Source organism: Streptomyces sp. PH10-H1, from assembly GCF_030063355.1.
Lineage (GTDB): Bacteria > Actinomycetota > Actinomycetes > Streptomycetales > Streptomycetaceae > Actinacidiphila.
In genome coordinates this window covers 1-13,732 of record NZ_JASISZ010000126.1, presented here as the reverse complement: position 1 = coordinate 13,732, position 13,732 = coordinate 1, and the positions used below count along the sequence as shown (strand labels likewise).

General features: G+C 68.0%; 12 protein-coding genes and 3 pseudogenes. 10 read left to right on the top strand and 5 right to left on the bottom strand.

Going from position 1 to position 13,732, the window contains the following annotated elements:
* Positions 1-315: 315 nt before the first annotated feature.
* Positions 316-1,959: a GMC oxidoreductase gene (locus QMK24_RS39025; protein ID WP_283471644.1), complete on the top strand. Its 1,644-nt coding sequence runs from the start codon at positions 316-318 to the stop codon at positions 1,957-1,959.
* Positions 1,960-2,184: 225 nt separating this feature from the next.
* Here the strand turns inward: QMK24_RS39025 and QMK24_RS39020 are convergent, their stop codons facing one another.
* The 3 genes and pseudogenes from QMK24_RS39020 to QMK24_RS39010 all read right to left on the bottom strand — a co-directional run.
* On the bottom strand, positions 2,185-2,571 hold the full coding sequence (locus QMK24_RS39020; protein WP_283471643.1) for a hypothetical protein: 387 nt from the start codon (positions 2,569-2,571) through the stop codon (positions 2,185-2,187).
* Positions 2,547-3,002, bottom strand: coding sequence for a carboxylesterase family protein (locus tag QMK24_RS39015; RefSeq protein WP_283471645.1), 456 nt, complete (start codon positions 3,000-3,002; stop codon positions 2,547-2,549). Before QMK24_RS39015 ends, QMK24_RS39020 begins: the two co-directional genes overlap by 25 nt.
* A 116-nt stretch (positions 3,003-3,118) precedes the next feature.
* A pseudogene (locus QMK24_RS39010) lies at positions 3,119-3,343 on the bottom strand (hypothetical protein); the annotation flags it as partial.
* 156 nt (positions 3,344-3,499) lie between these two features.
* Between QMK24_RS39010 and QMK24_RS39005 the strand changes: the two are divergent.
* The 3 genes and pseudogenes from QMK24_RS39005 to QMK24_RS38995 all read left to right on the top strand — a co-directional run.
* The gene (locus QMK24_RS39005) at positions 3,500-3,859 is read left to right on the top strand and encodes a helix-turn-helix domain-containing protein (RefSeq protein WP_283471642.1); all 360 of its coding nucleotides are present in this window, start codon (positions 3,500-3,502) and stop codon (positions 3,857-3,859) included.
* A gap of 11 nt (positions 3,860-3,870) precedes the next feature.
* The gene (locus QMK24_RS39000) at positions 3,871-4,152 is read left to right on the top strand and encodes a hypothetical protein (protein WP_283471641.1); all 282 of its coding nucleotides are present in this window, start codon (positions 3,871-3,873) and stop codon (positions 4,150-4,152) included.
* A 100-nt stretch (positions 4,153-4,252) separates the two neighbouring features.
* Positions 4,253-4,606: pseudogene (locus QMK24_RS38995) on the top strand (serine hydrolase domain-containing protein); the annotation flags it as partial.
* Positions 4,607-4,861: 255 nt separating this feature from the next.
* Here QMK24_RS38995 and QMK24_RS38990 read toward each other — a convergent pair.
* Positions 4,862-5,008 (bottom strand): annotated as a pseudogene (locus QMK24_RS38990) (HoxN/HupN/NixA family nickel/cobalt transporter); the annotation flags it as partial.
* A 366-nt stretch (positions 5,009-5,374) separates the two neighbouring features.
* On the opposite strand from QMK24_RS38990, the gene QMK24_RS38985 reads away from it, so the two are divergent.
* From QMK24_RS38985 to QMK24_RS38960, 6 genes are all read left to right on the top strand, one after another.
* A complete protein-coding gene (locus tag QMK24_RS38985) occupies positions 5,375-6,820 on the top strand; it encodes a DUF4331 domain-containing protein (protein WP_283471640.1) in 1,446 nt (481 codons plus the stop codon).
* Positions 6,821-6,946: 126 nt separating this feature from the next.
* The gene (locus QMK24_RS38980; RefSeq protein ID WP_283471639.1) at positions 6,947-8,260 is read left to right on the top strand and encodes a tetratricopeptide repeat protein; all 1,314 of its coding nucleotides are present in this window, start codon (positions 6,947-6,949) and stop codon (positions 8,258-8,260) included.
* Positions 8,257-10,035, top strand: coding sequence for a HoxN/HupN/NixA family nickel/cobalt transporter (locus tag QMK24_RS38975; protein ID WP_283471638.1), 1,779 nt, complete (start codon positions 8,257-8,259; stop codon positions 10,033-10,035). Before QMK24_RS38980 ends, QMK24_RS38975 begins: the two co-directional genes overlap by 4 nt.
* Positions 10,036-10,094: 59 nt before the next feature.
* Complete coding sequence (locus QMK24_RS38970; RefSeq protein WP_283471637.1) at positions 10,095-10,412, top strand: hypothetical protein; 318 nt, start codon at positions 10,095-10,097, stop codon at positions 10,410-10,412.
* Positions 10,413-10,523: 111 nt separating this feature from the next.
* Complete coding sequence (locus tag QMK24_RS38965; protein WP_283471636.1) at positions 10,524-10,919, top strand: cupredoxin domain-containing protein; 396 nt, start codon at positions 10,524-10,526, stop codon at positions 10,917-10,919.
* 367 nt (positions 10,920-11,286) lie between these two features.
* Positions 11,287-12,240 (top strand): IS481 family transposase, encoded by a 954-nt coding sequence (locus QMK24_RS38960; protein ID WP_283471635.1) that lies wholly within the window; start codon positions 11,287-11,289, stop codon positions 12,238-12,240.
* Here QMK24_RS38960 and QMK24_RS38955 read toward each other — a convergent pair.
* Complete coding sequence (locus QMK24_RS38955; RefSeq protein ID WP_283471634.1) at positions 12,237-13,520, bottom strand: hypothetical protein; 1,284 nt, start codon at positions 13,518-13,520, stop codon at positions 12,237-12,239. The two genes, QMK24_RS38960 and QMK24_RS38955, sit on opposite strands and share 4 nt — an antisense overlap.
* Positions 13,521-13,732 lie beyond the last annotated feature (212 nt).

Genomic DNA, 13,732 nt, shown 5'->3' with positions numbered 1-13,732 from the left:
CCAGCGCGCTTCCCTGAAAGCCATGTCGTTTGAGAACACCGGCCCGCGGCGTTCTCAAACGACATGGCAACCCAGCAGGTCAGCGGCCCACGATCTGTCAGCTGCACTACGACAGGACACCGGGCTGTGAGCCGGTCCGTTCGGCGGCGGGCTGCCGGTTCCGCGGTGCAGACGCGGTGCAGAGGCGGCGCAGACGCGACGCGACCCGGTGATCGGGTAGGTAATCGGCCACAAGTTACCCATGAGTGTGTCGTGACTTCGTACGCCAGTGGCAGTAGAACGTGTTCCCATTCAACCAAGAGTGAGGAACGTCACATGAACGACGCTGTCATGCGTGGTAATGGGTCCAAGGGTGTCTCGCGCCGCGGATTCATCACTGGAACGGGTTCTATTCTTGGAGCTGTCGTCCTCGCGGGTCACGTCACCGCAGCCCAGGCGCAGGCCGTCCCCGCGACCGCTCCGATCGACAACGGGGCCCACGTCCCGGTCCTGGTGATCGGCACCGGATACGGCGGCTCCGTCGCCGCTCTGCGTCTCGCCCAGGCGGGCGTAGACGTGCAGATGATCGAGATGGGCATGGCCTGGGACACCCCCGGCCCGGACGGCAAGATCTTCTGCAACACGCTGAATCCGGACCAACGGTCCTACTGGCTGCGCACCAAGACCAAACAGCCCCTCAACTACTTCCTCGGCTTCCCGATCGACAAGAACATCCCCCGCTACACCGGGATTCTGGACGCCGAGGACTTCAGCGGGATCACGGTCTACCAGGGCCGCGGGGTCGGCGGCGGTTCGCTGGTCAACGGGGGTATGGCGGTCACCCCCAAACGCGAGAACTTCGGCGCGATCCTCCCGTCGGTGAACGCCGATGAGATGTACAACACCTACTACCCGCGCGCCAACGCCGGGCTCGGGGCCAACACCATCGACCCGGCCTGGTTCGACACGACCGACTGCTACCAGTTCGCCCGGGTCGGCCGTAAGCAGGCCCAGCGCTCCGGCTTCCCGTTCGTCTTCGTGCCCGACGTGTACGACTGGGACTACATGAAGCAGGAGGCGGCCGGGACCGCCACCAAGTCGGCGCTGGACGGCGAGATTCTCTACGGCAACAACTACGGCAAGAAGTCGCTGGCCAAGACCTACATCGCGGCCGCGAGGGCGACCGGCAAGGTCACCATCTCGCCGCAGCACAAGGTCACCTCGGTCGCCCCGGCGACCGGTGGCGGCTACACGGTCGTCATCGACCAGATCAACACCAGCGGTGCCACCACGGTCACCAAGACCGTGACCGCGGACAAGGTGTTCTTCGCGGCCGGCAGCGTCGGTACCAGCAAGCTGCTGGTCAGGCTGAGGTCCACTGGAGCGCTGCCCAACCTGAACGACGAGGTCGGCAAGGGCTGGGGCGACAACGGCAATGTCATGTGCGGCCGCGCCAACTACCTGTGGGACCCGACCGGCAAGCTCCAGTCGACCATTCCCTGCTCCGGCATCGACAACTGGACCGCCGGTGGCGCGTTCGCCGAGATCGCACCGCTGCCCATCGGGTTCGAGACCTACGCCTCGTTCTATCTGTCGATCACCAAGAACCCGAACCGTGCCCAGTTCTCCTGGAACGCCGCCACGGGCGCGGCCGACCTGAACTGGCAGACCTCCTGGAAGCAGCCGTCCATCGACATGGCCAAGACGATCTTCGACAAGATCAACGCGAAGGAGGGGACGATCTACCGGACCGACCTCTTCGGTACCAACAAGATCTGGAACGACACCCTCACGTACCACCCGCTCGGCGGCGCGGTGCTGAACAAGGTCACCGACAACTACGGCCGCCTCCTCGGCCATCCCGGCCTGTACGTCATCGACGGCTCGCTGATCCCCGGCAACACCAGTGTCAACCCGTTCGTCACCATCACGGCGCTCGCCGAACGGAACATCGAAAAGATCATCGCCACCGACCTGTAACGGTGGCCGACGTGGGGCCGGCAGCAGGAGGCTACGGGGGTGAGCATCCTGCGGGGTGAGCCCGGAGCCGGGGCCCGGTCGGCCGCCAGCGTGGTGCACGGGAACGACCGGTCGGTGAGCACCGCGGCCCAGGCGAGCGCGGGCGTGGGGTGGTCCGCTGCCGGGTACTGCGCCTCGACGGCCGGGGCCGCCGCCCCGAAGGTATCCATCAGGCGGGCGCGGTAGTCACCCTCCGTGCGGATCGGGAACGCGGCAAGCGACAGGCCGACGAACATCCGCATTTCGTCGTGGTTGGTGCCCCTGGATGACCGGCACCTGATGGAAGCGGCCCGTCGCCAGTGCCTGGCCCGGCGCCACGGGCAGCAGCGTATTGCCGAAGGCGGGCTTGTTGAAGGACTGCATCAACCCCGTGGTGGCGAGTCGATCCGTGCTCAGCCCGCGCAGGCACGCCAGCGCCTCGCCTCCGCCGCCCGTTATGCAGCCCAACTGCCGGGCCGCCTCGGCCCCGGCCGACTGCACATCGCGCTGCGCCGCGAACGGCTCGTACGCCGGTGTCCCGGGCCCGAGGGCGCCGCGCGGAAAGGATGTCAGGCAGGAACCGCTCTGAAGCACGGCACGCTGGAAGAGACCAGCCGCCGTCGGTGAGGTGAGGTGAGGTGCGCACAGATACTGAGGGCGCCCGCCGACTCACCGAACAGCGTGACGCTTCCCGGATCGCCGCCGAAGCGCGCCGCGTTCGCCCGCACCCAGCGCAGCGCGGCCTGCTGATCCGCGAGGCCGAACGGTGGAGCGGAACCCAACTCGGGATGGCCGAAGTAACCGAAGATCCCGAGCCGGTAGTTGACCGTGATGACGACCGCGTCGCCCCGGACCGCCAGTTGCTCGGTGCTGTAGTCACCTCCCGAACCGCCCAGGAACGCACCGCCGTGCATCCACACCAGCACGGGCCGTTTCTGCCTGGCGGTCCTCTGCGTCGGCATCGTGACATTGAGGTAGAGACAGTCCTCCGACCCGAGTACCGCCCCCGCACCGGGAGCCGGCATCTGCACACAGCGCTGACCCGCTGCCGTCGCGTCGCGGACGCCACGCCACGCCACGCGGCAGGGGACACCGGGGCACGCCAGCGCAGCGGACCGGTCGGCGGCGCGGCGTAGGGAATGCCGCCGAATGTCGCGTACGAGCCGTGTGACACGCCGCGTACAAGGCCATGGTCGGTTCGTACGACAGGACCGCTCTGCCCTGCGGAGCGCGGGGAACCGAGTTGTGCGGCAGTCGCCGGTATGGCGGTGGCCGTGAGAAGTGCGACCGCGCAGAGCAGTGAGGAGAGCAGCGCACCCAGCCCGTCTCTTCGGCACGGACGCGGTGATGTCACGGTCGCAGACATGCGTACCCCTTCTGGAGCACCGGCCTGTGACGGCCCGGCCCCGGTGGGCACCGGTCCGTCCGGAGACCTCTCCTGGGCAAGGGCCGACCGGCGCCGTCGGATTCGGTCAGTGCTCAATACGCTAGGACCTCCCGCGCGCGGGAGGTTCAAGAGACTGTGACGCACGACACTTGGAGCCTCGGCGACCTCGCGGCCGGAACGGGGGTCCCGGTGAAAAGGCTCCGCTACTACTCCGACAGCGGTCTGCTGCCCGTGGCCGGCTATAGCGCCGGCGGTCATCGGCGCTACGGTCCCGAGGCGTGGAAGCGGATCCGCCTCATCAGACGGCTACGGGCGCTGAACACGCCGATCGCCACCATCACCCAGGTGGTTACTGGCGAGCGTTCCCTCGGTGAACTGGTGTCGACCGAGCTCGAATTGGTGCAAGAACGACTGGCCGAGCTGCGGTGGCGCCATGCCACGCTCGCGTCCCTGGACGACTGCCCGACGGAGAAATCGACGATGCTGCCGCCCTGACAGCCGCCGCGGTGACCCAGGGCCTGGCGCCCCGCGCCGGGGATGCCGTGAACGCCTTCGTACCCGCCCACGCACGAGCCCGGCGGGAGACGGACACCCTCGCCTTTCGGAAATATCTGCACGGTCTGGTGTCGAAGTCGTCCGGCTTCGACCCCCGCTTGGAACGCTACTGGGCACTGATCGGCAGGGCCACCGGCGGTCGAGTGCTCAACATGACGGTGGCTCACCAATGGCTGACCGACGGACTGTCGATCTCGATAGCCGACGCTGCCCGAGGGAAGTCTCTCCGCTGAACTTGAGCTATGCGGGCCTCCCCACCGGGCCTTCTCAGGAGTCCGACCGGACGGTATGTTCGACGGGCGGAGGCGGACGAGCGTGTCGGCCCTGAGGAGTGTGGGGTTGCCCCTGACGGACGTTCAGGGTCGCTGCGAGGACGGGTTCGACGCGGTCGCGGCGCTGGTCGACGGCCGAACGGTGATCGACCTCTGGGGTGGCTGGGCCGGCGCCGCACGCACCCGCCCGTGGGAACAGGACACGCTGGTCAACGTATGGTCCACGACCAAGGGCGTCACCGCGCTGTGCGCGCATATCCTGGCCGACCGCGGGCACCTCGACCTCGACGCGCCGCTGGCGCAGTACTGGCCGCGGTTCGCAGCCGCGGGCAAGGACAAGGTATCGGTACGTCACCTGCTGTCGCACCGCGCGGGTCTGTCGGGCCTGCGCGAGCCGCGGACCGTGATCCCACTGCGGCGTTGCTGTGGCAACCGCTCCCGATAACCCCGGCCTGCGCATCAAGCGCGGTTCGAGAGGTCGAGTTGGTCCGCGAGCAGTCCGAGGAGTTCGACAGTGCCGATGATGAGGGCGACGGCGACGGACAGCCCGGAAGCGGCGCCGGAGCCGGTCAGGACCATTAGGGCGATTATCTTGTGGAAGACCTTTCAGATCCCGGCCAGGATGACGAGGCTGATGGCCGCGATGGTGTAAAGGAAGGCGCCGGAGACGGTAGGTATGCCGCATACCGAGCGTGCAGGCGGTCACGCCCATGCCGATGCCGAACGCCTTGGCGCTCACCGTGCAGTGCTCCGGTGCGACGACCACCAGGAGCGTGAACCAGCCGATCACGTGCAGCGCCGGGATGAACGCGGCCATGCCGCCCAATGCTCCGGCGAACCGACGACGGATCCCTCTTGTGCGAGGTGAGACGTCGATCTTCGTTGACCCGAGTGCCGCTACGTCTACCGACGAACGATCAATGCTCCGGGCGGTGAAGACGGTCAGGTTTCCGCTCGGTATACCGCTCGGGGTCTCATGCGATCCGACCGGCCGGGTCGGTCACGTCGATTCCGCTATGCGGAGGATATTTCCACGATTTTCCGCGCCGGAGAAGCTGGGGAGCCGCCCATCCGAGTGGGGTTCATACATTGGGGCAATCCGCCGGACAGCTCGGCTGCGAAGTGGATCCGGAGGCCCAGTCCTCCAAGACAGTCCCCGCACTCTTCAGAGAAAAGACCCTTCATGACCGCAAACACTTCACCGACTGGCTTCAGTCGGTGGAAGTCGGCCGCGATGCTGCTGGCTTTGAGTTCGGCTGTCGCCGCCGCCGCGCTGGCAGGTCCCGGCACCGGTGTCGGACAGGCGTCCAGCCACCGCGAAGCACCCCTGATCGCAGCTGACCCGCAGGTCGACAACACCGACCTGTACGCGTTCACCAGCCCTGACAAATCCGACACGGTGACGCTGGTTGCGAACTGGATCCCCTTCCAGGAACCGAACGGCGGGCCGAACTTCTACCCGTTCGCCGCCGACGCGCACTACGACATCAACATCGACAGCCAGGGCACCGGCATGCCCGACCTGACCTACCGCTGGACGTTCCGCAACGAGGACCTGCGCGGCGAGAAGACGTTCCTGTACAACAACGGCGTCGTGAACAACCTCAAGGACAAGACGCTGCTGTTCCGCCAGCACTACTGCTTGCAGGAGATCCGGGCGGGCAAGAAGCCGGTCACGCTGGTCGCGGACGGCATTGCCGCGCCCTCCAACGTCGGCAAGGCGTCCATGCCGAACTACGGCAGGCTGCGCGGGCAGGCCGTGCAGAAGCTGCCCGGCGGCGGGCAGACCGTAGCGACCCAGGCCGCAGACCCGTTCTTCCTCGACCTGCGGGTCTTCGACCTGCTCTACGGCGGGAACCTCTCCGAGACCGGGCACAACACCCTGAACGGGTACAACGTCAACACGCTGTCCATCCAGGTGCCCAAGTCCAAGCTCGCCTTGAAGGGCAACGCCAAGCGCAACCCGGTCATCGGTGTGTGGAGTTCGACCGAGCGGCGCACCATGCAGCTCAGCCCCGGCAAGCAGACCCCGACCGGCAACTACGTTCAGGTCTCGCGACTCGGTAACCCGTTGGTGAACGAGGTCGTCGTGCCGGCGGGGCTGAAGGACGCCTTCAACGCGCTGCCGCCGTCGGAGGACCACAACCAGCCCAAGGTGGTCGCCAAGGTTCTGGACCCCGAGCTGCCCAAGCTCATCCAGTCGATCTACGGCATCCCGGCTCCCGCCACTCCGCGCACCGACCTCCAGGAGATCTTCCTGACGGGCATCGCGAAGGCGGCCAACGGCCCGCTGGCGGTGGACCTGAACTCGCAGCTGATGAACCTGGACATCAACAAGAAGCGGTTCGTTCCCGCCGAGGAACTGCGGCTGAACATGTCGACTCCGGTGACCGCCAAGCCCGACCGGCTCGGTGTGCTCAACGGCGATTTCCAGGGCTTCCCCAACGGCCGCCGCCTCGGTGACGACGTGGTGGACATCGCCATCCAGGTCATGGAAGGCGCCACTCCCGGCCATCTCATCCAGGCCCTGGCCGCCGGTGACGGCGTCAACGGACCCCCCACGCCGTTCGGCACGACGTTCCCGTACGTCTCACTGCCCTACACCGGTTCGGTGAACCAGGCGGGCTAGCTCAACAGGCCGGTGCGGGCCGACGCCACCCGACCGCACCGGCCCCCACCCGTCCCACCTGTCCTGCCGCCCTGCTGACGACGATACGACTGTCGGTTCGCCTGCCTCCCAAGAGGGATGACGTTCATGCGCCGCCTCGCCCTGATCGCCACCGCCGCCGTGCTGTGTGCCGGCCTGACCGGATTCGCGGCTCTGGAACACACCTCCAACCCCCTTCTCCCGTCGCCGGCTTCCGCCCCGGCGGCCGATGAGGCGTATACGTCGATGTCCGTCGGTGCCGTGGTCGGCAAGCTCCAGGACAAGCTCCGCCAGCAGCCGGCCGATGCCGCATCCTGGGCGCAGCTGGGTTCGGCGTATGTCGAACAGGCGCGACTCACGGTGGATCCGACCCTGTACCCCAAGGCCGAAGCCGCCCTGCGGCGCTCCATGACGTTGCAGCCGGACACCAACACCGCGGCACAGACCGGCATGGCCGGGCTGGCCAACGCCCGCCACCAGTTCACCCAGGCCCGCACCTGGGCCGATCAGGCGGTGGCAGACGACCCCTATGCCTGGGCCGCGTACGGAGCGCTCGCCGACGCGTTGACCCAGCTGGGCGATGACCAGGGAGCTCAGGCTGCCGTCCAGCGGATGCTGAATCTGCATCCCTCCACCGCATCGTTCACCCGTGCCTCATACACCCTGGAGTTGCAGGGCCGGACCGACGAGGCGGCACACGCCCTCCAACGGGGTCTCGACGATGCCTCGAATCCGGCGGATGAGGCGTTCTGCCAGCACTACCTGGGCGAATTGGCGTTCAACACCGGGGCTACCACAGTGGCGCTGCAGCACTACCGCAAAGCCTTGGCCCTGGATCCTGCCTATACCACCTCCCTCGCCGGAGCCGCCCGGGCCGAGGCCGCCCTGGGCCAGAGCGGCCAGGCAGTCGCCGACTACCGCACCGCCATCGCCCGGGTGCCGCAGCCCCAGTACGTTCTCGAACTCGGTGAACTGCTCGAATCCCTCGGCCGTCCTGGGGAAGCGCGCGCCCAGTACGCCGTCCTGGAAGCGGAGCAGAAACTCTTCGCCGCCAACGGCGTCGTTGATGATTTGAACCTCGGCCAGTACCAGGCCGACCACGGCAATCCCCAACTCGCCGTCACCCTGCTCACTGCCGAATGGGGCCGTCGCCACAACGTGTTGGTGGCAGACGCCCTGGGCTGGGCCCTGCACCGCGCCGGCCGTGACGACCAGGCGTTGCCCCTGGCGCGTGAGGCCAACCGGCTCGGCTGGCGCGACGCCACCCTGCGCTACCACCGCGGTGTCATTGAACAGGCCATCGGCGATGACCAGGCCGCGCGCACCGACCTTGCAGGTGCGCTGTCCGCCAACCCCGTCTTCTCTCCTCTGCGCGCACCCGACGCACGAGCGCGCCTGGCCAGCCTCCAAGGACAGCAATGAGCTTCATTCCCGTGTACGCACGACGAGCCGCACTTCTCCTCGCCGGAGCCCCGGTGCTGCTGTCCTTGGGCGCCCCCGCCGCATCCGCGCACCCGCTGGGGAACTTCACGGTCAACCGCTACGACGGCCTGAGCGTTCACCCGGACCGGGTGGACGACCTGGCCGTGGTGGACACCGCCGAGATCCCCACGCTGCAGGGGATGCCCGCCATGGACACCGACCACGACGGCCGCCTCAGCCCCGCCGAAGCCGCCGCCCATGCCACGGCCGCCTGCGCCGCGATCGCGCACGGCATCACCGCTTCAGCGACACCGCAGAGCATCGGTTCGGCGCGGCCGGGCACGCTGAGTTTTCACGTTCTGTCGAACACCTACCGACTTGTGCGCGGGCAGGCAGGTCTGGATACCGGCCGTCTGGAATGCCGCCTGACGGCGCCGGCGGAACTGGGAGCCTCGGGAGCCGTGGACCTCGCCACCGGGGTGGACCTGGCACGGATCGGCTGGCACGAGATCACCGTCATCGGTGACGGGGTGCGGATCGGCTCGTCGGACGTACCGGCGGTCTCTGCGTCCAACGAGCTACGGAAGTACCCGGCCGACCTGCTGTCCAACCCGCCCGATGCCCGCCACGCCCGCGTCACACTGGGCACCGGCCCCGGCTCCGGGGCCGGAGCCGCCGATACACCGGGCACCGGCATGCTGGGAAGCTGGTACGCAGACCTCGACGCCCGTCTGGGCTCCCTCACCGATCGCGACCAACTCACCATCCCCGTCGGCCTGCTGGCCGTGCTCCTCGCGCTCGTGCTGGGAGCGGGGCATGCCGCGCTGCCCGGGCACGGCAAAACCCTCATGGCCGCTTACCTGGCGGGGCGTCAGGGCCGTCCGCGAGACGCGGTCACCGTCGCCACGACCGTCACGCTCACCCACACCGCCTCGGTCTTGGCCTTGGGCGCAGCCTTGAGCGTGTCCTCCGCACTCGTCGGAGAGCAGGCACTCGCCTGGCTCGGCACCATCAGCGGCTTGGTGATCATCGCAGCCGGCGTCTGGCTCGTCCCGGCAGCCCTGCGCAACCTGCGTGCCCGTCATCAAGCAGACCATTCGCACCATGACCACACGCACGATCACGGCGATCACGGCGATCAAGCCCACGCCCGTGCGCACAGTCACGACACTGCCCCTGGCCCCGGCCACGAACACGTCGCAGCGGACCGGCTGGTCGCCGTCCATGCGGGAAGCCACAGCGTCATGGAGGCGACCATCGCTGCAGATGCGGCGCTGCCCACCGCCACCGGCTTCGCCGCGCAGCATGAACACACGGTGCCCGAGCAGCACCATGGCGACGGGTACACCCACCGCGGCAGCGAGGGCCATGGTCACAGTGACCACAGCCAGGGCGGTCACGGTCACGGGAATGGGCTGTTCGGCCACCATCATCACGGTGACTCCGCGGGCCGCAAGAAGGGTGGCCTGATCGGCATCGGTATCGCCGGCGGTCTGGTCCCCAGTCCCTCCGCGCTCGTGGTCCTCCTCGGGTCCATCGCCCTGGGGCGCACCGCCTTCGGCGTCGTCCTCGTCGTCTGTTACGGCCTCGGCATGGCCGCCACCCTCGCCCTCGCCGGTCTGTTCCTCCTCAAGCTGCGCGACCGGGTCCCGGCCCTCAACGGCCCACGCGCCAGCCGGCTCGCCGGCTGGGGAGCTCGGATCACCCCGCTCGGCACTGCCCTACTCATCCTGGCCGTCGGAGTCGGCACCGCACTGCGCTCCATGCCCGTATGAACCGCAGTCGCTCCTCGCCCCGCCATGTCCGCAGTCGCCACGAAGACAGGAAGACCCCCATGCCACTACCCGCCCGCACCCACTGGACAGCCCTGCTCGTGCTCTGCGCCTTGGCACTCACCGGATGCGGCTCCTCCGCAGGCCGCACCGGTGCACTCGACACCGCTTCCGACAGCAAGAAGCCCACCTGCCGCGCCCACCAAAGCCTCTTGCCCAGCCGGGACTACACCGCCGGAAGCAACGCCAAGACGCTCGCCGTCCTGGGAATGATGAAGTACTACACAGCCAAGCGAACCCTCCGCTTCTGCGACGGCAAACCCGCCACCACGCAGGACACCGCCTGGACCCAGCTCTACACCGACCTCACCAAGCCCTGAAGCGGCCAAGCGGTGTCGCGCCGCTTTCAGCGAAGTCCGGCAGCGGATACGAGCATCAAATCGGTTCGGTTTCCGCATCCTCCCGTTTCTCTCGAAAGGTTGGGCGTGCGAATGATCGCGACCCGAGTACACCCCCGCCGCGCACGACTGGCTGTCGCAGGCGCCGCTTGCGCGCTACTGGCGCTCACCGCCTGCTCCAGCTCCAGCGGCGGAACGCCTTCCACCAGTGCATCGGTTTCCAACCCCGCAGGCGGGGCGGCACAGATCGTCATCAAGGACTTCCTGTTCAGCCCGGCCTCGCTGACCGTCGCGCCGGGCACAGTCGTCACCGTCAAGAACGAGGACAATACCGCGCACACCGCAACGGCCACCGGATCCAAGGCTTTCGACACCGGCACCATCGCCGGCGGCAAGTCCACGACCTTCAAAGCCCCTGCGACCGCCGGGACCTACGACTACATCTGCAACATCCACCAGTACATGAAGGGAAAACTCACCGTTCGCTGAGACACCCCCGGGCGCGCTCAGCCGCCGGATCCGACGAACGAGGAACCAGCCGTGACGACTGCCACCGCCCCTCGCCGTGTCCACCGCACCCTGCGGGGCGCGTGCCGGAACGCTGCCGCAGCGGGCCTGGCCGTCGACGCCTACCCTACGTCCACGCCAAACTCGCCGAACGACGAACGCCATCGAGTTCCACGGTGTCTTGGTGACCTGCCGATCCGCGTGGATAGTGCCGGCCATGACTTCCGAGCTAGGTGTTCTGTCTACGGAGGTTGGTGACAGTGATCACGGCTGGGTGATCTTGTACGAGTGAGGGCCTTCCGGGTTCGGTGTGGATTGCGACATCTCCACCGAACGACAGAAGGCCCTCATGCCCCACCGTAATGCACCCCTGACCGAGACCGGCCGCCTGCGACGGGCCCGCTGCGTCGTGGACGACGGCTGGCCCCTGCGGCGGGCTGCCGAGCGTTTCCAGGTCTCACCCACGACGGCTCGGCGCTGGGCTGCCCGGTACCGCGAGCTCGGCGAGGCCGGCATGAGCGACCGGTCCTCGCGCCCGCACCACAGCCCACGCCGGACCCCGACCCGCACCGAACGAAGGATCATCAAGGTCCGCGTGCTCCGCCGGTGGGGACCGGCCCGTATCGCCTACCTCCTGGGGCTGAACCCCGCGACCGTCCACCGGGTCCTGACCCGCTACCGCCTCGCCCGCCTGGCCCATCTGGACCGTGCCACCGGCCGCGTCATACGCCGCTACGAACGCGAGAAGCCCGGCGAGCTGGTGCACGTCGACATCAAGAAGCTCGGCAACATCCCCGACGGCGGAGGTCACAAGACCCTCGGATGCCAGGCCGGCCGCAAGAACCGCTCCGGAGCCGGATACAGCTACCTCCACAACGCCGTCGACGACCACTCCCGCCTCGCCTACAGCGAGATCCTCACCGACGAGAAGAAGGAAACCGCCGTCGGATTCTGGCAGCGGGCCCACGTGTTCATCGCCCAGGCCGGTATCACCGTCGAACGCGTCCTGACCGACAACGGCGCCTGCTACAAATCCCACCTCTGGCGCAACTACCTTGCAGGGCAAGGGATTTCACACAAGCGGACCCGGCCCTACCGGCCCCAGACCAACGGGAAAGTCGAACGCTTCAACCGCACCCTCCTCGACGAATGGGCCTACGCACAGCCCTACCGCAACGAGACTGAACGACGCGACGCCTACCCCGCCTGGCTCCACACCTACAATCACCACCGCGGACACACCGCGCTCAAGGGCCAACCACCCGCCAGCCGCGTCCCCAACCTCACGGGTCAGTACACCTAGCCCGCCTCTCCCAGAAGGTGCAGAGCCTGGCTGAAGTCATCGAGGGCGGGACCGAACTCCATGGCCGCGGCACGGAAGGTCGACCGGTCCATCAGGGCCGTGACCAGGGCTGGGGCCTCGTGGGCCGGGTGGTGCTCGAACAGTCGGCGGGCCAGATCCACACCCTCGTCGAACAGCAGGTGCGTCCGTTCCGGGAACAGATGGGTCTGGAATTCCCAGTAGACGGCGGAGCGGACGGTGAGGACTCGGTGCACCCGGACCAGTTCGGCCAAGTGCCGGTCCGGGTCCATGGCGGCTCGCTGCGCGAGCGTGTCCTTCTCCTCGCGGAGGGCTTCACGGCCGTCGAAGTAGCGGCGTCTGGCGTCGGGCGACCACTGCCCAGGTTTCGCGCCGAAGGGCGGTCGGGGATCTCGGGGCGCCCACCGCTCGCTTTCGGCACCGGAGATGGCAAGCAGCACCGACCAGAAGGATGCCTGATAGTCGCTCCAGGACTTGCGCTCGCCGGTGGCTGCCAGCTCCGTCAACACCGCGAGTGCCTCTCGCCGAACTGAGGTCGCTTGCTCGCGCTGACGGCGCGTGTCGAGCATCTGTGCGTACCGGATCAGCGCGTACAGATGGCAGGCCATCGGGCCGCGGGCGTTGGCCGCATCGGCCGTTTCCGTGCTGACGATCTCCTCGAACGCAGCGCCTGCTTGGTCGGCCAGGCCGGCGGCATCGAGAGCGGCGGCCCATTCCAGCAGTGACCAGGCGAGACTGCCGTCTCCGGGCCCGTCGGGCCGGATCGCCGTGACCCACTCCGTCAGGGAATCCGCGGCTTCCGCATGGCGGCCTTCCTCGGAAAGGCCTGCGGCCCAGTCGCGCAGCCCCTTGACCGTGAGGTCACCGGACGCTGCGGCCTGGGCACGGCCGATGGACAGCATCTCGGCGCGTGCCGCGAGCCCTTCGGCTCGCCGGCCCAGGGTGTACAGCTCTCTCTGATAACCATCCAGCGCCCGGTACAGGAGGTCCGCGCGTGCGGAATCGGCAGGATCGACGGCCCGCGCGGCGGTCACCGCCTCCTCGCGCAGAGCAAGGCAGGCCGGATGCCGTTCACCGCGGGCCGTGTCGTAGCTCAGGGACAACAACGCGCTGACCAGGCGTGGCAGGTAAGCGGCGGGGCCGACCTGGGCGAGCACCCGGTAGGCATCGACCTCTTCGCGCTCCGTGCGGCGCCCGGACGCGAGAAGTACGTTCCGCGCCCACACGATGTCGTCCTGATCGACTTTCCCCGAGTGCTTCATGACGGAGATTCTGGGTGGCGCGCAGGTGACCGAACAAGGCGCGTGACCTGTGCCGTTCGTCCTACGTAAACGTCCCCTGAGCTGTCAATGCCGGTGAGTTAAGCCGTTTCCGCAGGTGAGGGCCGCTGTCTGGTGACGTTGATCGTGTAGTGGACGTTACTGGGGGTGCGGGGCCGGTCTCGGCGCTTGATCGCGAACTTGTTCTTGGGTGG